At 39.8% G+C, this 21614-nt stretch carries 17 protein-coding genes; 14 read left to right on the top strand and 3 right to left on the bottom strand.

Annotated features, from left to right (window positions below; genetic code table 11):
- Positions 1-26: 26 nt before the first annotated feature.
- From PLZ15_01355 to bglX, 11 genes are all read left to right on the top strand, one after another.
- Entirely contained in the window at positions 27-836 is an 810-nt protein-coding gene (locus tag PLZ15_01355; protein HOI28376.1) for a flagellin, read from the top strand.
- 93 nt (positions 837-929) lie between these two features.
- Positions 930-1262 carry a flagellar protein FliS gene (locus PLZ15_01350; GenBank protein ID HOI28375.1) on the top strand — a complete coding sequence of 111 codons (333 nt, stop codon included), beginning with the start codon at positions 930-932 and terminating at the stop codon, positions 1260-1262.
- Positions 1263-1265: 3 nt separating this feature from the next.
- Entirely contained in the window at positions 1266-3029 is a 1764-nt protein-coding gene (fliD, locus tag PLZ15_01345; GenBank protein HOI28374.1) for a flagellar filament capping protein FliD, read from the top strand.
- A gap of 17 nt (positions 3030-3046) precedes the next feature.
- Positions 3047-3367, top strand: a complete 321-nt coding sequence (locus tag PLZ15_01340; protein HOI28373.1) for a hypothetical protein — start codon at positions 3047-3049, stop codon at positions 3365-3367.
- A 4-nt stretch (positions 3368-3371) separates the two neighbouring features.
- Positions 3372-3626 (top strand): hypothetical protein, encoded by a 255-nt coding sequence (locus PLZ15_01335; protein ID HOI28372.1) that lies wholly within the window; start codon positions 3372-3374, stop codon positions 3624-3626.
- 243 nt (positions 3627-3869) lie between these two features.
- Positions 3870-4352, top strand: a complete 483-nt coding sequence (locus PLZ15_01330; GenBank protein ID HOI28371.1) for a chemotaxis protein CheW — start codon at positions 3870-3872, stop codon at positions 4350-4352.
- 85 nt (positions 4353-4437) lie between these two features.
- Positions 4438-6462, top strand: a complete 2025-nt coding sequence (locus PLZ15_01325; GenBank protein ID HOI28370.1) for a methyl-accepting chemotaxis protein — start codon at positions 4438-4440, stop codon at positions 6460-6462.
- Between the two features lie 170 nt (positions 6463-6632).
- Entirely contained in the window at positions 6633-7040 is a 408-nt protein-coding gene (locus tag PLZ15_01320) for a bacteriohemerythrin (GenBank protein ID HOI28369.1), read from the top strand.
- Positions 7041-7077: 37 nt separating this feature from the next.
- Positions 7078-7470 (top strand): energy transducer TonB, encoded by a 393-nt coding sequence (locus PLZ15_01315; GenBank protein ID HOI28368.1) that lies wholly within the window; start codon positions 7078-7080, stop codon positions 7468-7470.
- Between the two features lie 13 nt (positions 7471-7483).
- A complete protein-coding gene (locus PLZ15_01310; protein ID HOI28367.1) occupies positions 7484-9565 on the top strand; it encodes a methyl-accepting chemotaxis protein in 2082 nt (693 codons plus the stop codon).
- A gap of 98 nt (positions 9566-9663) precedes the next feature.
- A complete protein-coding gene (gene bglX, locus PLZ15_01305; GenBank protein HOI28366.1) occupies positions 9664-11877 on the top strand; it encodes a beta-glucosidase BglX in 2214 nt (737 codons plus the stop codon).
- A 23-nt stretch (positions 11878-11900) separates the two neighbouring features.
- Here bglX and PLZ15_01300 read toward each other — a convergent pair whose 3' ends face one another.
- The 3 genes from PLZ15_01300 to PLZ15_01290 are packed head-to-tail and all read right to left on the bottom strand — an operon-like array spanning position 11901 to position 15756.
- Positions 11901-13091 carry a uroporphyrinogen decarboxylase family protein gene (locus PLZ15_01300; protein HOI28365.1) on the bottom strand — a complete coding sequence of 397 codons (1191 nt, stop codon included), beginning with the start codon at positions 13089-13091 and terminating at the stop codon, positions 11901-11903.
- On the bottom strand, positions 13081-14928 hold the full coding sequence (locus PLZ15_01295) for a Na+:solute symporter (GenBank protein ID HOI28364.1): 1848 nt from the start codon (positions 14926-14928) through the stop codon (positions 13081-13083). Before PLZ15_01295 ends, PLZ15_01300 begins: the two co-directional genes overlap by 11 nt.
- Before the next feature lie 27 nt (positions 14929-14955).
- Positions 14956-15756 carry a glutamine amidotransferase gene (locus PLZ15_01290; GenBank protein ID HOI28363.1) on the bottom strand — a complete coding sequence of 267 codons (801 nt, stop codon included), beginning with the start codon at positions 15754-15756 and terminating at the stop codon, positions 14956-14958.
- Positions 15757-15987: 231 nt separating this feature from the next.
- Between PLZ15_01290 and PLZ15_01285 the strand changes: the two genes are divergently transcribed.
- Genes PLZ15_01285 through PLZ15_01275 form a run of 3 tightly spaced genes read left to right on the top strand, consistent with a single transcriptional unit; the run spans position 15988 to position 21592 of the window.
- A complete protein-coding gene (locus PLZ15_01285; GenBank protein ID HOI28362.1) occupies positions 15988-18834 on the top strand; it encodes a TonB-dependent receptor in 2847 nt (948 codons plus the stop codon).
- A gap of 50 nt (positions 18835-18884) precedes the next feature.
- Positions 18885-20429: a FlgD immunoglobulin-like domain containing protein gene (locus tag PLZ15_01280; GenBank protein ID HOI28361.1), complete on the top strand. Its 1545-nt coding sequence runs from the start codon at positions 18885-18887 to the stop codon at positions 20427-20429.
- Positions 20430-20443: 14 nt separating this feature from the next.
- On the top strand, positions 20444-21592 hold the full coding sequence (locus PLZ15_01275; GenBank protein ID HOI28360.1) for a GntR family transcriptional regulator: 1149 nt from the start codon (positions 20444-20446) through the stop codon (positions 21590-21592).
- The last annotated feature ends 22 nt before the right edge of the window (positions 21593-21614 follow it).

Genomic DNA, 21614 nt, shown 5'->3' with positions numbered 1-21614 from the left:
AAATAAAAAAACACATGGAGGTAGTTATGTCATTCTCAGTTAACACAAATCTTGGTGCATTAAAAGCTTACAACGCTTTAGTAAAGGTTAATGCGCAGACAGAAAAAGCTCAACTTCGTCTTGCTACACAGAAAAGAATCAACTCAGTAGCAGATGATACATCTGGTTACAGTGTTGGTAAAAAGCTGGAAGCTGAAACAATGGTTAAAAAAGCTCAGCTCAACAACATATCTTCTGCAAAGAACTTCTTATCCACCGCAGAATCCGCTCTTTTACAGATCAACGATAAACTGAATCAGATTAAAGCAAAACAGGTCGACGCTAGCGATCCTTTGAAGGATTCAGCTTCTATCGCAAAGGATATCAGAACTCTGGCCGGTGAAATCAGCTCTATTCTTGGCAACACATCAATCAACGGTACAAATCTCTTATCCAGCACAACCGCACCTTCATTCAATGTTAGCGGCGCAACTTTAACCTTCGATTTCTCAACATCTTCATTAGGCGTTGCATCTCTTGAAGCCGCAGTTGGCACAACTAATCTGCAGAGCACAACCGACAGCACAGTTATCGCCTTTGATACAGCTACAGTTGCCGGTAATGTTAGTGCAGCACTCGGAAGAATCGGTAACCTGTCGCAGGCACTCGATTCAAGAGAAGAATTCTTAACTGCCGCCATTGCTAACAACACAGCCACAATCAGCAGTATATTCGACGCTGACGTTGCAATGGAACAATTGAATGCTACTAAAGGCCAGATCTCTTCACAGATCGGTACAGCAATGGTAGCTCAGATGAATTCTGCACCACAACAGATTCTTAGCTTGTTTCGATAATCTGGATCTCAGTATCGAAACATTGCTCTCTGAGAATTGATTGGAACCCCGGCTTTAATGCCGGGGGTTTTTTAATAAAACTGCGGATAAAAAATGTATAGTGCTCAGTCATTTCAAAATAAAACTAATCCTTACATCGTAAACCAGATCAGTATTGCTTCACCCGAGCAGTTGATTATGAAGGTGTACGATTTTGCTATTCTTCACTGCCAGAAGAATGATATGATCAAAACAAATGAAGCGCTCCAGGTCCTTATCAACGCGCTAAATTTCAGCGATCCTGCAGCTACAGAAATTTCTACCGGACTCCTGAAACTTTATCAATACTGCCAGGATCAGATGAGGAAAAATCATAATCAGGTTGTGTTCAAGATACTCAGCGAATTGAGAGAAACCTGGCTAGAATCAATGAAAAATATGAGATAAGTGATGGCATACGATGCCCTTACAACTTCCGGAATTAATAATCTTGTAAACAGTTTTAAGATCTCCGAGCAGAATAAGCGGATCTCTCCGCTCAATACGCGAAAGACTTACTATCAGAACATTACCTCCGCCTACTCACAGTTAAGCAGCAAACTCGATTCTTTAAAAAGTATTCTTAGCGATTTGAAGTCGACTTCAAGCGATGCTGTCTATTATTCGAAAAGCGGAACGTCTTCCAACACCTCTTTTCTCACAATAAATTCATCGTTGGGCGCCAGTGACGGCTCATATTCGGTTAGAATCAATCAGCTTGCTAAAAACGATCTGCTCCTTTCAAACGACTTGATTTCTGATGATGCCTCGTCAATAATTACAATGCCCGGAACATATGATTTTGAAATCAAAGCAGGTGACGGCAACGGGGGAGAATTTGTTAGTAAAGTTTCTTTAACACTTTCCGAATCGGATTTTACAGAAAGTACGATTAAAAATTCTGCCCTAATGCAGAAAATTCAGAATGCAATCAACTCGGACAGTGCCGTTATTAATTCCAGTTCAGTTGCCGGAAGTACTTTATCATCCGGTTCCTTCGTTTTCGATCTGAACGGAACCGAAACCACGATCAACTACGAAGCCGGAAATTATTCGGAAGTAATTGACAGCATCGTTTCGCAGCTTAATGAAATTGACGGTATTAGTGCCGAAAAAACTACTGACGGTGGAAATGTTGGTTTTTATGTGACCGGCGACAGCACCTCAAACTATATTGGATTCGGTAGCGATACCGGAACGCTTTTAAGCGAACTCGGGATTTCTGAAGGTAAAGAAAAAGCAGCTTCGGGAATCGTAACTGCTTCTCTATTTTCTCCGGTATCGGGACGTTCGCAATTATCTGTTACTGCCAAGAACTCCGGATACGATTACCGGATTACTTCTATAGCCGAATCCGGATCGAATGGAATTCTTGAATCGGTTGGATTGAACCTGGGTACTACGCGACAGGAATTTGTTCAGAATGAAGGACTTGATACCGCGGGATTCCTGTACACGACAACCCTGCTTAATTCGAAGATTGAGTTCAATGGTATTAATATTGAAAGGTCCTCCAATTCAATTTCCGATTTAATAGATGGATCAACTATTCAACTCAAATCGGTTATGCAGGAGGATGATACCACAGTCAATTTAACTGTAAGTAAAAATGTGGATACAATTAAAAATAAGGTGCAGGATTTCATAACCAAATTCAATGAGGTCTATACCTATATAAAAAATAATCTTAAGTCGGATGGATCTACCAGAGCATTATTTGCGGGCGATACAACAGCATCTTCAATTCTTACTACTCTTAGCTCGTTTGCATATACAGCTGTATCCGGCATTCCATCGAATCAGATAAACTCGCTCTCAAAACTCGGTATTACATTTAATGTTGATACTGGTCTATCATTATCAAATACAGATACTTTTAATTCTGTTGTTGAGAACCGGCTTTCTGAAGTGATTACTTTATTAACGGCCGGGACCGGTATTGCGTCTACAATGTATGATAGAATAAATCCATATCTGGGAAGCAGCGGTTATATTACCAAATCCCGAACTGCTTTCGATAATAATATAAAAACGCTTACCGACTCAATTACATCTGCACAGAATAGAATTGATAAGAACGCCGAGATGCTGAGGCAAAGATATATTACACTTCAAATGCAGCTGGCGGAATTAATGTCCTACCAGAATTATTTTTCATCCACTTCTTATTATTAATTTTTATGACAGACTTAATGCAAAAAACAGCCGAAATAAAGGACATGCTCAATAGCCTGGAGAGACAGATAAATCTGATTACACCTGAAAATTTCGAAGAAAATCTAAAAATTTCGCTGGAAATGAAGAAAAGAGTGGATAAAATGAGTTCGGATCTTGCCGCAAAATACGGATTGAAAAATCTCGCGAAATATGATCCCGAAATGATGATTAAAGCTAAACTAATTGAAAAAACTTACGATAATATTATAGAGAACTTCAGAAATGAGTTAAAAAAGACGGAAAATCAGATTTTTCGTTTGAATAGAGAGAAAAAAATAACAACATACATCAGGTGAAACCGTGCAAGTAAAAGGGATCAATAACGGATTATTTTCACAAAGTCCTTCAAAGGTCGGCAAACCCGGGGCAAATAATTCTGTCGATAAGAAAGACAGGATCGAAATTTCAGTTGAAGCCAGGGATATTGCAAAAACCGAACTGGGTTCGCAAAGACTTGAAGAGATCAAACAAAAATTACAAAGCAAATACTACGATAGAGAAGAAGTTCTATCTAAGGTTGCTGCCGCTATACTAAAAGAAATAGAAAATGAATAATTTCTGATTAAGAAACCGGAATAAGGGTAGATAAACTGTCTTTATCTACCCCTCTTTTGGTTTTAAAAAATAATTCCTTATCGCAGTCGCTTCAGCTTTAAATCTCACCGTTTGAATACATTCTTACTATTAAAATTTCTTATGATAATTAATTGTATTGAACCTTTTGAATGCTAAAGAATATTAATGGAACTTCGATAATACTCTACGGAAAAATATTGCATAAAAAGGGACGGGTGGTATATGACAAATAACGAAGTACAGAAAAAGGACTCCGGCCAATTACTTCAGCTTGTTAGCTTTATGATAGGCGATGAGGAATTTGGAATTGATATTCTTCTTGTCCAGGAGATAATAAGGATGCAGCAGGTTACTAAAGTTCCTAATGCACCGGAGTTCGTAGATGGAGTAATTAACCTGCGTGGAAAAATAATCCCGGTTATCGATCTACGATGTAAACTCGGAATTGAAAGAAAAGAACGGGATAAAAATACCAGGATTATTGTTGTTGAGGTAAGCGGGAAAACAGTTGGATTTATTGTTGATGCTGTTACGGAAGTTTTGAGAGTTCCGGAAAACATATTTGAAACACCGCCGGAAATTGTAACCGGAATTAATTCCGATTTTATTAAGGCAGTCGGAAAACTTGAAGATCGTCTCTTAATTCTGATTGATCTGGAAGTTACGCTTACTGCAAATAATGAAGTTGAATTGCTCCCGGTATAAGTTTTAATCGGTATATAACGAGGGGGAGAATAGAGCTGCATTAATGCAGCGGAAAGGAAAAATTATCCAACTATATGAGGGCAAAATGGATTTGTTAAACGTATCCAAATCCGTATCTAAAAAAATATCCCTTTCGGTTGCTGCCGGATTAGTAGCGGTACTTGGATTGGTACTGATTTTCATAATATACTATTCGCAGAATTCAAAACTCGAAAGTGCTCAGGAAATCGCTAAAGAAATAAGTCAGACAATGAAATACTCGATCCTCTTTTCGATGGGAGAGGGCATTACAGATGTTGATCCTTTTGTCGAGAGAGTTAAAAAACTCGATAATGTTGCAGAAGTAAGAATAATCCCTACAAAAATTATTAATGAGTCCAAAGCGGAGAACCTTAATGAACTGGAAAAGACTGTCGCTGCTTCTAAAAAGGATTTCTTTGCCGAGGAGGAGTTTAATAATATCCCAGTGTTTCATTCAATCTCTACATTAACTGCAGAGGAATCATGTACATCATGCCATGAAGGAAGTGCAGGGGATGTATATGCGGTAATGAGCATTAAATATTCTCTCGAAAGAACAAATGCCGAGATATTCGCGGAAAAGATCGGCGCGTTGGTCCTCATTGCTGCGCTTGCTCTTTTTGTCTGGTATATGATTGTGTATCTGATTAGAAAAAATATTCTGAATGACCTCTATAATTACATAAGCAATATTAAAAAATTAGCCCTGGGGGATCTATCCGGTGAAGTAATTGTCAACCGTCAGGATGAATTCGGACAGCTCGGCGACTCACTTAAAAAGCTGAAAGAGAGTCTCTCGGAACAGGCTGCTACGGTAACTGAATTTTCCAAAGGAAATTTAAATGTTGATGTAAAAGTCTTGTCCGAAGACGATACACTGGGTAAAGCGGTAGTTGAAATTAAAAAATCTCTTGTTGCTCTATCGGGTGATGCCGATCATCTATCTAAAGCTGCCGAAGAGGGAAATCTTTCTGAAAAGGTTTCACTCGAAAAACACCAGGGAGTTTACCGGAAAATTATCGAAGGATTCAGTTCGGCATTCGATTATTTGACCGCTCCTATTAAAGAAGGTGCAAAAGTACTTGAAAGATTCTCTACCGGCGATCTTACTGCAAAAGTAATCGGGGAATACAATGGCGAGCATCAGCTGATTAAAACCAGCATTAATAATCTCGGTGCCTCTTTATCATCTCTAATTAGCAGTGTAAACCAGGCTGTCGAAGCTACAGCAAGTGCTTCGAACCAGGTTTCATCTTCCACTGAAGAGATGGCTGCCGGTGCCCAGGAGCAGAGCGCTCAGACTCATGAGATTGCAAGTGCTATCGAAGAGATGACTAAAACAATATATGAAACTACGCGTAATGCCGGAGAGGCTTCTAAAAACGCAAAGTTATCCAGCGGCAAAGCTCAGCAGGGTGTTGTTAAAATAAACGAATCGATGAGAGGTATGGAAAGGATTACCGAATCTGCACAGAAGACGGGACAGATAATTTCTTCTCTTGCAAATAAAACTGATCAGATCGGAGAAATTGCACAGGTAATTGATGATATAGCAGATCAAACAAATCTACTTGCACTTAATGCGGCTATTGAAGCGGCAAGAGCGGGTGAGCAGGGAAGAGGTTTTGCTGTTGTTGCCGATGAAGTAAGAAAGTTGGCGGAACGTACAACAAAAGCTACCAAGGAAATTGCCGAAACTATTAAGGCAATTCAAAAAGAAGCTAAAGAAGCAAACAATTCTATGGTTGAAGCAGGCGAGTCTGTTAAAGTAGGTATCGATTCAACAAAAGAGGTTGAAGAAGTGTTGCAGCAGATCTTCGAGGGTATTCACAGTGTATCGAGTCAGATCGATCAGGTGGCTGCGGCAAGTGAAGAACAGAGCTCAGCTAGCGAACAGATTAGTAAAAATGTTGAGTCGATTAATTCTGTTACACAGGAATCCGCTTCCAGAATTCAGCAGATTGCGAAGGCTTCGGAAGATTTGAGCCGCTTAACCACTAATCTTCAAAGCCTTATCGCTCAATTCAAGGTGGAGGAAAAACAGGGCGGGTATGCTATCCGTAAGAACGGAAAATTGATTACCGTCTGATAATCTTTTAAAAAAGGGATGAAGATTTCATCCCTTTTTTTAATCGAAAAATAATCCTTAAAAAGTCCCTCTATATCTCAAAAAGCACATTTCTTTTTATTTCATTCAACTAAACAAAATTGCTCTGCAGGCGATAATATAGTATAAAATCCATCATTCGGAGAATTCGTATGAGTCTTATCTTGTGGAATAACAGTTTCAGCGTAAATATTATGAAAATTGATCTGCAGCATCAGAGATTGGTTGATATGATTAACAAGCTGCACGATTCAATGAAGAAAAGAGAATCGAACAACGTTCTAGCGGGAATCCTAAATGATATGGTCGCTTATACTTTGGTTCATTTTAAATCGGAGGAAGATCTTTTTATCAAATTCAATTATCCCGCCGGAAGGACTCACAAAATGGAACATGATCTTTTTATTAAGAAAGTCGAGGAGTTTGTTGGTGAATTCAAATCCGGAAATAAAATCCTTTCTATTGAGGTTCTTAATTTTCTGACGGAATGGCTTTCACAGCATATCAAAATTCAGGATAAAGCTTATACGAATTTTCTAAACGATAAAGGAATAGTTTAATCAAAAAATAATTATAAAATAAAATAGGGGAGTTCATATGAAACTAGTTTATTTCTGTGCAGTTCTTTTTTTCATGTTCATTAAGGTTACAGGCGAAAAACTGAATTCAAATTTATTACCGGGCGAGGAAGATTATCTTGCCATAGCTGAAGTTATGCCCGAACCTGTAAGCGGATTACCGGGTTTAATGAAAAAGATTGGCTATCCCACAGTTGCGAGAAAAGCCGGTGTAGAAGGGAAAGTAATTGCGATGGCTTATATCACCGAAAACGGGGATGTTGATAATGTAAAGATTATTAAAGGGCTCGAAGGCGGATGCTCCGAAGAAGTTGAACGCGTTTTAAGAGAAAGTAAATTTAAACCCGGTTCAAATGCTGGAAAAAATGTAAAAGTAAAAATGGCAATGGCATTCCAATTTAAACTACAATAAGAGTGGTATAATCATGAAATCTATCAGGGATATAAAATTCAAAACCAAGTTAAGATCCTCTTTCTTTGTACTCGGCTTAATCTGTACTTTGATTGTTATTAATGTTCTTTACCAGATGACAGTTATTAACGAAGTCAAGGATGAGATTAATTCGGAATATATCGAACCAACAAATAAAGTATCGGAAGTAAATCAGAGATTTCAGACTCTGAATAACACATTGCTGAAGTTCTCAATCGAAGTCTTTCAGAATGATATGAACAAGAACCTACAGGCTCTTGAGGTGAATAAAAAAGCAATCGATGAAAATATAAAGTCGCTAAGTGAAGAGTATCAGGATACCGATATAAGTCAGTATCTGGAATCGATTAAGGCAAGCTGGTCTGATTACAAATCGCTCGTTATCGACGGAACCATCAGTGCGGCAGCGACGGGAAGTTTTGAACTGGCCGCAGAGGTCGCTTCAACTTTCGGTGAGGAAGTGGGTGAGAAACTTGGAAATAATTTCAGTGAGATCAATAAGTACCTTGTTAACAAGGGTGAATCTCTAAACACAGAATTATCTGATATCGCAAATAATTCGCTTATCGTCAGTCTTATAGGAATGGCTCTCGGTACAATCGCATTTCTTTTCTCATTCTTTAAGATTACATCAATGCTGACCAAACCGATAGACGAACTGAAAAAATTAATAGCAAGATTTGCTGAAGGCGATTTTGCTGATTCCGCGGTTATTAATACCAGGGATGAATTCGGTGAATTATCCCGACTGCTTGAAAATATGAGAGAAGGTCAGCAGAATAAAATTGAAGCCGCTAATGAAATTGCCAAAGGTAATCTTGATCTTCAGATAAAAGTACTCTCCGATAAAGATATGCTTTCACAGAGTTTCCAGATTGTTATGGAAAATCTGAACAACCTGATATTTGAAATCAAACTTATAACCGATGAAATTATTAACGGAAAAGTATCAACACGCGGTAATCCGGATAAATTCTACGGAGCTTTCAAAGAAATTATTATCGGAGTCAATACAACGCTTGATGCTCTTTTCATGCCGATAAAGGAAGGAGTTGAAATTCTCGAGGATATGTCGAAAGGAAATTTCACCGCACGTGTGAAAGGTAATTATAAAGGTGACCATAGAATGATTGCCGACAGCATCAATACTCTGGGTAATTCGCTTAACAGGATCCTTGCTGAAATTAGTGATATGGTTAACCGTACGGCATCGATTAGCGAGCAGATCTCCTCTTCTACAGAACAGATGGCTGCAGGTGCACAGGAACAGAGCGTTCAGGCTACAGAAGTTGCTACAAGCGTTGATGAAATGACGCGTACTATTCTCGATACATCCAAAAACGCTTCCAAAGCTGCCGAAGCTTCCAAGAAAGCCGGTGAAGTTGCACAGGACGGCGGTAACGTAGTTGAAAAAACAATTGTCGGAATGAATAGAATTGCAGATTTTGTTGAAAAAGCTTCTGAAAAAATTCAGGCGCTCGGAAAGAGCAGTGAACAGATAGGCGAGATTATTCAGGTTATCGACGATATAGCAAACCAGACAAATCTCCTTGCTCTCAATGCCGCGATTGAAGCTGCAAGAGCCGGAGAACAGGGCAGAGGATTTGCTGTTGTAGCCGACGAGGTAAGAAAACTTGCCGAAAGAACTACCAAGGCAACAAAGGAAATCTCCGATATGATTAAACAGATTCAGGGAGTAACTGATAACGTTGTTCAATCGATGCATGAGGGAAGCTCCGAAGTTGATAACGGAAAGAATCTTGCTAACAAGGCGGGCGATTCCCTTAAACAGATTATTCTTACTTCAGGCGAAGTTCAGGATGTTGTTGCCCAGGTAGCTTCTGCAAGCGAGGAACAAAGCTCTACCAGTGAAATAATTAGCAGAAATGTTGAATCGATAAGCAAAGTTACTAATGAGAACGCCGCAGGTATACAGCAGATTGCCGGTTCCGCTGATGAACTGAACAAGATGACGGATAACCTTAAAGAGCTTCTTACACAATTCAACTTCAGTAATCTTGACTATGCTGATCATCATAATCAAAAACAGGTTACGTCTCCTCTTTACAACTGATTATAAGAGCCCCGTTTTAACGGGGCTTTTTTAATTACCGCATTCTTTTGAAAATCAATTTTCTTATATTAATTCAGACAAACAAAATTTTCACTCCAATGAAAAAAATTTATCTTATCATTTTTTTATCATCGATGCTCGCTGCGCAGAACAGGACTGTTGATCAAAGAGTCGATTCATTACTTTCATTAATGACTCTTGAAGAAAAGATCGGTCAGACGGTTCAATACAGCGGAGGGAAAGTAACTGGTACTAAATCAGCTCGCCCACGTAATGAACACATCGAACTGATCAGAAAAGGAAAAGTCGGCTCATTCTTAAATGTTTTCGGTGCTAATACTACTGCCGAAATACAGAGGATTGCCATAGAAGAGAGCCGCCTGAAAATTCCGCTTTTATTCGGCATGGATATAATACACGGTTATAAAACAATTTTTCCTGTACCTATTGCCGAGGCAAGTTCCTGGGACCCTGAACTGGTAAAGCTTTCGGCAAGTCTTCAGGCAGAGGAAGCTTCATCCGCAGGTATTCACTGGACCTTCAGCCCGATGGTTGATATTGCTAGAGATCCTCGATGGGGAAGGGTTGTTGAAGGGAGTGGCGAAGATCCTTTCCTGGGATCTGTTATGGCTGAACATAGAGTATACGGTTATCAGGGTAATAATCTCGAGGATCCTAAAACAATTGTTGCATGCGCCAAACACTTTGCTGCATACGGCGGTGCTGAAGGCGGACGCGATTATAACACTGTGGATATTTCAGAAAGAACTCTGATGGAGATCTATCTTCCTCCATTTAAAAAAGCTGTTGAAGCAGGAGTCGGCACTTTAATGTCGTCTTTCAATGAAATTAACGGAATCCCGTCTTCTGCTAATCCGCTATTATTGAATCGGATTCTGAGGGATAAATGGAATTTCAATGGTTTTGTTGTAAGTGACTGGAATTCAATCGGTGAATTAATTCAACATGGAATCGCTGCAGATTTGAAAGGTGCTGCCGGACTGGCTTTAAATTCAGGCGTTGATATGGATATGGAATCCGATGCTTATTTCGATTATTTGAAATCCTTGATTGAGGAAGGGGTAGTTTCGGAGGAGACTCTTAATCAAAGTGTTATAAGGATATTAAAAATAAAATTCAGGCTCGGCCTTTTTGACGAACCATTTAAATACTGCAGCAGCGAGCGAGAGAGTAATACGGTCTTAAATGAAAAGATGATAGAAACAGCCAGGGAGGTTGCTAAACGTTCAATTGTTCTCTTGAAAAACAGGAACGGCCTATTACCCCTTTCAAAGAAAATAAATAAAATTGCTATTATAGGCCCGCTGGCCGATTCTAAAGATAATCTGCTCGGACCCTGGAAAGCAGAAGGTGATTCATCGAACGTAATTTCGATTCTGGATGGAGTTAAGAATAAACTCGCAAATTCTGCTCAGATTTTTTATGAAAAAGGCTGCTCGATAAATGGTGAATCCAGAAATGGATTTGAGTTAGCTAGATCAGCTGCTGATCAGTCGGACTTTGTCATTTTATGCGTTGGTGAATCGAGACAGATGAGCGGTGAAGCACGTAACAGAACTAACATAGACTTGCCCGGTATTCAGGAGGACCTGGTTAAGGAGATGCATAAATCAGGTAAACCGGTTATTGTGGTACTTATTAACGGACGCCCGCTTTCAATCAATTGGATAAGTGAGAATGTTGATGCAATTCTTGAAGCCTGGTTTCCCGGTATCCAGACTGGAAATGCAATTGCTGACGTGCTCTTTGGAGATTATAATCCTTCCGCAAAACTTCCGGTTACAATCCCGAGAAGTGTCGGTCAGATTCCGATCTATTATAATCATAAAAATACGGGCCGCCCTTACAATCCTGATTCATTTTATACATCAGGATATATCGATTCAGGCATTACTCCTCTGTATCCATTCGGATTCGGATTGAGCTATACCAGTTTTAACTACGGAAAAATTAAAACCGATAAAATCAGAATGGCAATCGGAGATTCTTTGAGGGTGAACATCGATATTACCAATTCCGGAAAATATGACGGAGAAGAAGTGGTTCAACTCTATATAAGAGACATGGTTGGAAGTGTAACAAGGCCTGTTAAAGAATTAAAGGATTTCAGGAAGGTTTTTATCAGATCCGGTGAAGTTGCAAGAGTCGAGTTTGTTCTGTCTTCAGACCAATTCAAATTCTATGATGCCGATATGAATTATGTCGTAGAACCTGGGAAGTTTAAAATTTTTATCGGTCCGGATTCTGTAAATTTGGAAGAAACCGAAATTGAAGTTTTTCGCGGAAACTAATTGAATTTGCCGGATAAAAAAAATTACTTAATCGGTTGACCCGATTTATCCAGTGCTTCTCTCAATAGAAGAATATTTTCCCTTTTGACCGGAGGAGCAATAGAACAGGCGGTACTGAGAATAAAACCCTTTTTCAATCTCCCGATTTGAATCCTTTTTTTAACATCTTCAAGTATTTCCTCACGGGATGAATTAAGAAGAAGGTTGACTGAATCGATATTCCCTTTTATAAAACCTTTATTCCCGATTCTCTCAACCGCATCCTTAAGTTCAACATTTCCGAGCGGGGGAGGATCGAGGCATTCAATTCCGCTGATACCGGCTTCGAACATTAATTCCAATCTGTCGTTTATAGCTCCGCAGGTATGCGTATAAATATGAACATTCCGGCTTCGTACCGCTGTTGCAATTTCCTTTTCGAACGGGAGGACGAATCTCTGGTAATCCTCCGGAGAAATAAATCCCGACCCGGCGAAAGGCGAAGAGATTTTTATCGCATCAATTCCTGTGTCGCACATGTCGAGTGCCAGTTCTTTAATTAATTCTGTGAAGCGGGATAAAATCATTAGGCACTTTTCCGGGGTATCAATAAGTGCGAGCATTGCATTATCGAGACCGAGATAATCGAGCAGGTAATCGAATGGTGAAGTAATTTCGCCGTGAATCGAGAACTCGCTGCCGGCGCGGTTTACTATATCCTCAATTACATCAAACTTATGTCCGCTGTTAATTAAAAAATGGAGATTCTGGGAAACCGGAATGTAATTCAGTTCTGCCGGCAGATCATCGGGTGAAAGAGTATTTATATCGATCTCTTCTTTTTGATTTCTGAATTCGAAGAATGGAAGATCGTTATACGGGCAGAATGTTTTATCTCCGTTTTGCCACTCAACAATCTCTTGTTCACTTTCTTTAACTACTCTTAAAACTTTCTTACGCCACTCCGGATCATGTCCGTGCAGACTGATCAATATTCCGTCGAATCCGTAAATCTCTCTAAGAGTTATCAAACCATCCGAATATATTTTGGGATCGAACCAGAATTCTGAAGGGGAAACATTAAGCTGCAGCAACATATGTCCGATACTGAACTGGCACATAAGAGGGATCTTATCAACCTGCTCGAGATTCATTGCTGCATTTAATCGTTCCTTCGGCGTCATATTAATTTGTAATCCGTTCTCAGTTAAAATGAAAATTAATTTAGTTTGCATGAAATTTATTCCAGATCCTTAATATCAGATATGAGGAAACTACTGCTACCAATGTTAGAAAAGCTGCAAGCAAATACTGAGAATAGATCCAGTAACCGATTGAAAAAAGGAGACTGTAAACGCCGATGCATCCGATAAACATTCCGAGAATTCCCTCGGCAATAAATGCCTTGCTGAATGACTGGTCGTAATTCGGATCCTCCTTCTTCATAAGATCAGTAATTTTCCTCCATCCAATTCCGCCCGGATGTACAAGCTTGTAGAAACTGATCAATTTCTCTGTTCGTGTCGGCTTTGTTATCAATGTTGCTATTATCCACGAAAGCGTAGTAATGCAGACACCTATAATCAGTTCTTCATAAGTCTTTAACGGTCCTACCTGCTGAATTGCTTCCGCCCGTTCCATTCCTGATGCAATTAAAAGATCAATCTGGCCGTTGTGATACTTTGAAAGAAAGAAGAAAAACAGCGCAACCAGAAATGATACAACCATTGCTGTAATTTCACTAAAAGCATTGATACGCCACCAGAACCATCTGAGAATGAAAAGCAGGCCCGTTCCCGCACCAATTTGAAGTAGAATGTTGAAAGCACTTAGAGCATTCTGTAAAAGAAGTGCGAATGTTCCCGCCAAAACCATCATAAGTACAGTTGATAATCTTCCAACAAGCACAAGTTCTTTTTCTGTTGCTGCAGGTTTTATAAATCTCTTGTAAAAATCGTTAACAACATATGAGGACCCCCAGTTAAAACTTGTCGACATTGTGGACATGTATGCCGAAATAAGGGAAGCCACAACAATTCCCAATATGCCGCTGGGCAGATATGTAAGCATCGCGGGATAAGCCATATCGTGCCGGATGATATCCGGATTAACGTGAGGGAAAGCATGCTGAATGGTTTCAAGGTTCGGGAAAACAACTATGGATGATAATGCCACAAGGATCCAGGGCCAGGGTCTTAATGCATAATGGGCGAAATTAAAAAAGAGTGTTGCGCCCATAGCGTGTTTTTCATTTTTAGCTGCCAGCATTCTCTGAACTATATAACCTCCGCCTCCAGGCTCAGCTCCCGGATACCAGACGCTCCACCATTGCACGGCTATCGGAATAATAAAAACTACCAACGCTAATTCATAATTATTGAAATCGGGTAGTAAGGATAACTTGTTCGAAACTTCCGGATGTGAAAGAAGTTTATCAATTCCACCTATCTGCGGTAAATTGACTGCAATATATGCTGCAACAACGGAACCGATCATTGCGATTATAAACTGTATAAAATCGGTTAATAGAACTCCAAGCAGCCCTCCTAATGAACTGTAGACAACTGTTAATCCCCCTGCAATCAGAATTACTTCAAGCGGACTCATATTCAGCATAACCGAACCAACTTTAACGGCAGCTAACGTAACAGATGCCATGATTACTACATTGAAGAAGAGTCCGAGATAAAGCGCTCTGAATCCTCTGAGAAACGCGGCAGGTTTTCCGCTGTACCGGATTTCATAAAACTCAACATCAGTCATAACATTGGATCTTCGCCATAATTTTGCATAGATGAATACTGTCAGCATTCCGGTAAGCAGGAATGCCCACCATACCCAGTTGCCGGCTATTCCGTTTTGTCTAACGATGTCGGTTACAAGATTCGGTGTATCGACAGAGAATGTTGTGGCTACCATTGAAAAACCGAGTAGATACCAGGGCATGTTTCTGCCGGAGAGAAAAAATTCCGTAGAGTTTTTGCTTGCCCGTTTTGTTGCCCATAATCCGATAATTGTCGTCACTATAAAAAAAGCAATGATGATGATCCAGTCAATAGATTGTAGTAGCATAAAGGTTCCGCTTGAATGATTCATAAATTATTTAATGAACTGAAAAACCTGCTGCCAGAATTTATTATAATATTTCCACTTCATGAAATTAATTCCCCAGTGGGGGCTTGCGCCAGTCATCCATCCGCTTACAATACCGTGATTAAATTTTCTGTAAGCAAAAAGCGGATGCCAATCGTTTCCATTCTTAATATCCACAAGACTTATTGCATCAATCCGGATTTTTGTTTCGTTAAATCCGAGAAGTGGTGGAATTGTTGACCAATCGATTCCATTGACAGCGGGGTGATTTTCATTATTGCATCTTACTTCGTATCCGTCGGTCGACTCGATCAGATCATCATATTCAAGACATTCAACGGGAAAGACTTCATGCAGCCGGCTTCTGCGCCATCCGCCTTTACCCAATTCACCTGTAAAACTGTACCATCCTCCGTTCATATGAAAATGACCTCCTCTTGATACCCATTCTTTTAATAAATCAAATCGGTCAGGGAATGTTACAGGGATATCACCCCACTTTGCGCGGGTGAAAAAATCCGGGTGCAGCATCATACATTTTGTCTCTACATCCCCAAAAATAATTGAAGTAGCCCATTTCAATCTTTCGTTAAAAAGCTCGGGCAACATATTATAAAGTTCCCAGGAAGGTTCGCTTATCACTTCTGCACCGGGAATAACTTTCAAAGCATCGATTAACGGTTTGGCGTAATTCAGAATTTCAACACCCTTGGAAGGTGCCTGGAAAGGTGACTCAACATACTTTTGACCGGTATGAACACACCAATTTCCAACATGCCAGATTTTCAGATTTTTGGAAGGATTCATAACAACCTCTAAATGTGTTTGCTAAAATGTAGAATTAAAAGCAAAATTAAAACATTTTCTTTCTGTATCAACTGTTAGATAGATTGGAAGAAAGATTCTGCTTGACTAATTAATCGAAACTGGTTATTATGCAACCGCCTGGTATACCAAGTATGCCAATCTGTTTTGTTACAACTTGTTTCTCTTTAATAAATCGATTCTTCTTTATTCCTTTTCATTTCGGAGGATTGAATGAAACGTAATAATTCAAAACAGCTTCTCTCTCTCTTATTGCTTTTCTTTTTTTCTTATCAATTAAATCTCTTTGCCCAGTCGGGAAATATCGCCGGCGTTGTTTCTGATGCTACCGATGGCTCTCCTCTTCTTGGTGCGAATATTATTATTAGCGGAACTTCAATCGGTACAACAACTGACCGCGACGGTAAATACAGATTAATTAGAATCCCGGAAGGTCGAACACTTGTACTCTTCATGTACTTAGGTTATGAAACGGACAGTGTCTGGGTGAATGTTGTAAACGGCCGTACAAGTTCCGTCGATGTCAAACTAAGCCCTAAAGTAATAGTTGGACAGGAAGTTGTTGTTACAGGCCAGCTGCAGGGTCAGGCCGCTGCAATCAATCAGCAGATTACTTCTAATACTATTATTAATGTTGTCTCCAAAGATCGCATCCAGGAATTACCCGACCAGAATGCCGCAGAATCTGTTGGAAGACTGCCGGGTATATCGGTTGAAAGAGATGCGGGTGAAGGTACTAAAGTGATTGTAAGGGGACTCTCTGCAAAATTCAATTCGGTTACGGTTAACGGTCAGAGAATTCCTTCCACCGATCCGCAGAACAGATCTGTCGATCTAAGTATGATCTCTTCCGATATGTTAGCCGGTATAGAAGTTTTCAAAGCTCTTACACCCGATCAGGATGGAGATGCCGTAGGAGGCAAAGTAAATTTTGAAATTAAAAAAGCTTCCAGCGGTTTCAATACAAGTATCAGAATGCAGGGGACTTACAATAATCACGAAAAAGATTACGGCAACTATCGGGGCAGTTTTACGCTGAGTAACAGGTACCTGGATAATAAACTCGGTCTGGTTGCAACAGGATCTCTTCAAAGAGCTAACAGAGGGTCGGACCTTCTCGATGCTTCGTACCTTTTCGCTCGCGAAGCTTTACCCGGTGAAAAACACGCGCGGATTACCGTGGAGAATTTGAACCTCGGAGACCGTCAGGAAACAAGAGACCGTTACGGAGCCAATATTGTTCTCGATTACGACCTCGGCAACGGCGAACTGATGTTCAGCAGTATGTACGCAAGAACTGACCGGGATGAAGTCAGAAATCGAAAAAGATATCGTGTTGATAATGCTTATGTCGAATACTGGTTGAGGAGTAGAGAAATAGGAATTGACCTCTTTACAAATTCGTTGAGCGGTAAACACAATTTCAGCTTTATGAAATTGGACTGGCAGACAACCTATTCATATTCTAAATATAATATGCCGTTTATGCATGATTCCGAGTTCAGGGAGGTTGGAGCATTTTTAGGAACTCTTGTTACTGATAAAGGCCCTCAAATAATTCCTCAGGGTGCAAAAAATAATCTTGACCAGACACGATTCTATCAGGATTTCTTCAATAAAGAAATGACTAAGGATAGAGATTTCACCGGACAATTTGATGCTACGATTCCCTATACGTTAACAAACGATCTGTCTGGAAATATTAAAGTCGGCGGTAAATATCGGGATAAAAGCAGAAGTCTTGATAAAGAAGAATGGATGACACTCGCCTTTAAGATAGATCAGATTGGTAAATTAAATCCAAATCTATTTAATGTTACAGGTGAGGGTTATATAAAGATTAATAACTTCTATGATCCCGATTATGATGTTGGCAAGTTTCTTGACGGGAAATATTTATATGGTCCTGCTAAAGCACTCAGCAGAGAGAAAATCGACAACTTTATGAATACCTACTGGTCGGATTACACACGCAATTTCGGAAGAGATCTGGAAGATTACAGTGCCAGCGAAGCCATTACCGCAGGATATGCTATGGCTGAAATAAATATCGGGCCGCGATTAATGATATTACCCGGATTCAGATTTGAAAGAACTACCACCAGCTATAAGAGTGTTTTCGGACAGGCAAAGGTTGATGAAAGAGGAATTGTTACTCTTGAAGGTTCAACCGATACGGTTGGTACGGTCTCCTACAACGAATTTCTTCCTATGATTCATGTGAGGTATAAATTTACCGACTGGTTCGATACTCGAATCGCAATTACCAAATCACTTGCAAGACCCGATTATTTTAATCTGGTTCCATGGGAGAGAATCAGTTATTTCGATGGCACTGTTGAACGCGGGCAGCCTTATCTTAAACACACAAAAGTCTGGAATTACGATATCTTCTTCTCCTTCTACGGCAACTACGGATTGTTTACTCTCGGAGCCTATTATAAATCCCTAAAGGATATTGAGTATATAAGAGTTAGTAGAGTTACTGAACCGGGACCAACTTTAGGATATACACTCACACAACCCGAAAACTCTGAATATGAAACTGAAGTTTATGGAATTGAATTCGAAGTTCAGACTAATTTAAGATTCCTTCCGAATCCATTCGATGGAATCGTTATCTCCGCAAATTATTCATACATCCACTCTAAAACTCATTTCCCGTTTCTTAAAGTCGGACCGAGAAGCCCTCTTCCTCCATTCAATTTTACTTTTATTGATACTGCACGAGAAGGAAGAATGCCGGGTCAGGCCAATCATTTAGCAAATCTGACTCTGGGATATGAGAAAGGGAATTTTTCGGGTAGAATTTCGATGATATATCAGGGAGATGCACTTCAGACAATTGGAGTTCGTTCAGAACTCGACGGTTATTCAGATGATTTCGTAAGATGGGACCTTGCAATGCAGTATAAGTTTCTTCCGAATATGGCAGTTACATTTAATATGAACAATTTAACCAACCTTCCCGAAGGTGCTTTTCTAGGAATTGAAACTTATGCCACAAGAGAAGAATACTTCGGGTGGACAGCTGATCTCGGGATTCGTCTGGATCTCTGATTTTAATCCTTAATTAAATAATATTATTCACACAAAAAAGTGAGGCAGTAATGAAAAAAAATCACAGCAGAATCATCAGTACTTTCCTGGTACTTACTCTTATTGTCTTCGGTTCGCTCAGCTTTGTTAATGCGCAGCGAATTGTTCAGGTCCCTCAGGGTGTCGGTACACTCGATGCTACAATAAGAGGAGATACTCTTGCCAACGGGCAGAGAGTAAATCTTAATACTATTTACGAATTGCAAAGAGGAGGTTACTACATTACACTTTCTTCGATCGAAAATACTACCTATCCGGTTCATATCCGCGCAGCTGCCGGCGGAGGTAAAAAACCGATTATAAGACCGGGTGTATCAGGAGGCGGTGTTTCTAACAGACCTTTCCAGGCAAGAAACAATCTTACTCTCGAGGGCGTTTATGTTACTAACCTCGATGAGCAGAGCGCACTACTACAGAATATTATCAGACTTAGCGCGGATAATATTAAACTTACTATTATTGATTCCCATCTGGATCGTGATCTTCAGGCCGCTATTAGATGTGACGGAAAGAATACAAAAATTATCATTAAGAATTCTATTATCAGTAATATTGGAAGAATGGCCAGCCCTGATAATGGAAGAGGCGTTGATGATAGAGGCAACGATATCGACACATTGATATATGAAAACAATACGTGGTATAATTTAACAAGCAGAATTCTGCGTGACGGCGGCGGAATAATTAAGTACTGTTATATCAATCACAATACTGTTGTTAACGTTGCTCAGTGGGGTTGTTCAATTGGCGGAGCAATCGAAGCACATTTCAGGAACAATCTTTTCATTAATACAGGATTTCTAGGCAGGTCTTCCACTCAGACTTGGGTTATGCTCGAAACAGCCGCTCTGAGCCAGACATGGCTTGATCAGGGATTCACACAACGGCTGATGATACACAATAACAACTTTTATGTTGACCCTCAATTAATTGCCGCAATTCCGTCTGACAGAACTCCTACACCAATGATGAATGATCACGCACTTGCTGCAGCATCTTTATCAGGTTCAACCCTATATAACCAATCTGTTACATTTGGTGCATCACCTGCGGTTCCATTGAATGTATTGCAGGATTATTTCAATGCTGCGGTAACTACAAAACCTGATATGGATATGGGTGGCGGTTCGCCTGACTTTGGAAAAACCCAGATGCCGTTTATTTTCTCCTATCCTACTTCATCGCCTCTTTATACAGCCGGTACAAGCGCTCAGCCGCTTGGCGATCTTAATTATTTCGGTATCCCGGTTTCTGTTACCAACGACGAAATTATTGCAACAGATTATCAGCTTTATCCAAATTATCCGAATCCTTTCAACCCTTCTACAAACATCCGTTATTCACTGCCTGCAGCCGGTAATGTGAAGGTTGAAATCTTCAATACTCTTGGACAGCTGGTTAATACAATCGTCAATAATTATCAGGAAGCCGGTTCTCACAATGTTGTATGGAACGGTAACGATATGAACGGTAACCAGGTTTCTACAGGTATCTATATTTATAAACTGTCTACAAACAATTTTGTAACTGCTAAAAAAATGGTATTGGTAAAATAATTTCAGGATGAATTATGGGCAAAGGGATTAATCCGCATGATCCGGCTCCCTTGTATGAACAGGTTGAATTAGATATAAAAAACAAAATTCAGAAAGGGGAATTATTACCTGGTCAGCAGATAGCTTCTCAGAATGACCTCGCAAGGGAATATGAAGTTAGCCTTATTACAATAAAAAAGGCTCTCTTCAACCTTGTAAATGAAGGTGTGCTTTATACTAGAGTAGGTAAGGGAACTTATATTGCTGAACCTTCTCCTAAAAAGATTGATCTCTCTGCCCATAAAACTATCGGATTGGTATTAAGGGACATTAAGCATCCGTACTTTTCCTATGTTGTCCATTATATTGAAGAACGAGCAAACGAACTAGGATTCAATCTTCTACTATCAAGTTCTTCCAACAGTATGGAAAAGGAGGAAGCCCAGATAAACCGTTTCAGAAGTCTGGGTGTGGATGGAATTATAATTGCGTCTCTATCTCTTCAATACCGTGCAACAGATTATATTAAAAAACTGCACGAGGAAAATTTTCCCTACGTAATGGTCTCATATATGCATGATCCGGAATACTGGTATGTCGGTTCCGATCATGAAATAGGAGGATTTCTTGCTACAGAGCATTTGATCAAACTCGGTTATAAAAGAATCGGGTTCCTTCATGTTGGAAAAGGGAATCTCCTCAGTGAAATCAGAAAGAACGGTTATTACAGGGCTCTGTCTGATTATAATATCCCTTACGATTCGAAACTCGTCTATTATATGGGTGATGAAAATTTCGAATTTATTAACGACCGCTTTTTACAGGGATATCAATTCGGTAAAAGTTTCAAAACACTTGATCCAAAGCCTGACGCACTGTTCATCCACAGTGATTTAATGGCCGTCGGATTCGAAAATGCAATGCTCGAAGAAGGATTCGATATCCCTGATGATATAGCAATTGTTGGTTACGATGGTATTGAGGCCGCTGCCCTCGCTTCGGTACCATTGACCACAATTGTTCAGCCTGTCGAGAAAATCGGAACACTTGCTGTTGACATAATTTTAAAGAGAATTGAAGGAAGTGACATAGGTAACCGTACAATTCTTAAACCCGCCCTGGTTATAAGAGAATCATGCGGAGCTAAGAAAAAATTCTCATCAAAAGAATTGCAGGCCGGCTGATTTTTTTCCCTATTAACAGAGA

It is taken from the genome of Melioribacteraceae bacterium, from assembly GCA_035362835.1.
In the GTDB taxonomy this organism is placed as follows: domain Bacteria; phylum Bacteroidota; class Ignavibacteria; order Ignavibacteriales; family Melioribacteraceae; genus DSXH01.
Note: the sequence above shows the minus strand (reverse complement) of the source record. Positions and strands in the feature narration are given on the sequence as shown.

Bases quoted from the DNA above. Each gene is read 5' to 3' on its own strand.
- PLZ15_01355 (HOI28376.1), top strand. From the start codon at position 27: ATGTCATTCTCAGTTAACACAAATCTTGGTGCATTAAAAGCTTACAAC.
- PLZ15_01350 (HOI28375.1), top strand. From the start codon at position 930: ATGTATAGTGCTCAGTCATTTCAAAATAAAACTAATCCTTACATCGTA.
- fliD (HOI28374.1), top strand. From the start codon at position 1,266: ATGGCATACGATGCCCTTACAACTTCCGGAATTAATAATCTTGTAAAC.
- PLZ15_01340 (HOI28373.1), top strand. From the start codon at position 3,047: ATGCAAAAAACAGCCGAAATAAAGGACATGCTCAATAGCCTGGAGAGA.
- PLZ15_01330 (HOI28371.1), top strand. From the start codon at position 3,870: ATGACAAATAACGAAGTACAGAAAAAGGACTCCGGCCAATTACTTCAG.
- PLZ15_01325 (HOI28370.1), top strand. From the start codon at position 4,438: ATGGATTTGTTAAACGTATCCAAATCCGTATCTAAAAAAATATCCCTT.
- PLZ15_01320 (HOI28369.1), top strand. From the start codon at position 6,633: ATGAGTCTTATCTTGTGGAATAACAGTTTCAGCGTAAATATTATGAAA.
- PLZ15_01315 (HOI28368.1), top strand. From the start codon at position 7,078: ATGAAACTAGTTTATTTCTGTGCAGTTCTTTTTTTCATGTTCATTAAG.
- PLZ15_01310 (HOI28367.1), top strand. From the start codon at position 7,484: ATGAAATCTATCAGGGATATAAAATTCAAAACCAAGTTAAGATCCTCT.
- bglX (HOI28366.1), top strand. From the start codon at position 9,664: ATGAAAAAAATTTATCTTATCATTTTTTTATCATCGATGCTCGCTGCG.
- PLZ15_01300 (HOI28365.1), bottom strand. From the start codon at position 13,091: ATGCAAACTAAATTAATTTTCATTTTAACTGAGAACGGATTACAAATT.
- PLZ15_01295 (HOI28364.1), bottom strand. From the start codon at position 14,928: ATGCTACTACAATCTATTGACTGGATCATCATCATTGCTTTTTTTATA.
- PLZ15_01290 (HOI28363.1), bottom strand. From the start codon at position 15,756: ATGAATCCTTCCAAAAATCTGAAAATCTGGCATGTTGGAAATTGGTGT.
- PLZ15_01285 (HOI28362.1), top strand. From the start codon at position 15,988: ATGAAACGTAATAATTCAAAACAGCTTCTCTCTCTCTTATTGCTTTTC.
- PLZ15_01280 (HOI28361.1), top strand. From the start codon at position 18,885: ATGAAAAAAAATCACAGCAGAATCATCAGTACTTTCCTGGTACTTACT.
- PLZ15_01275 (HOI28360.1), top strand. From the start codon at position 20,444: ATGGGCAAAGGGATTAATCCGCATGATCCGGCTCCCTTGTATGAACAG.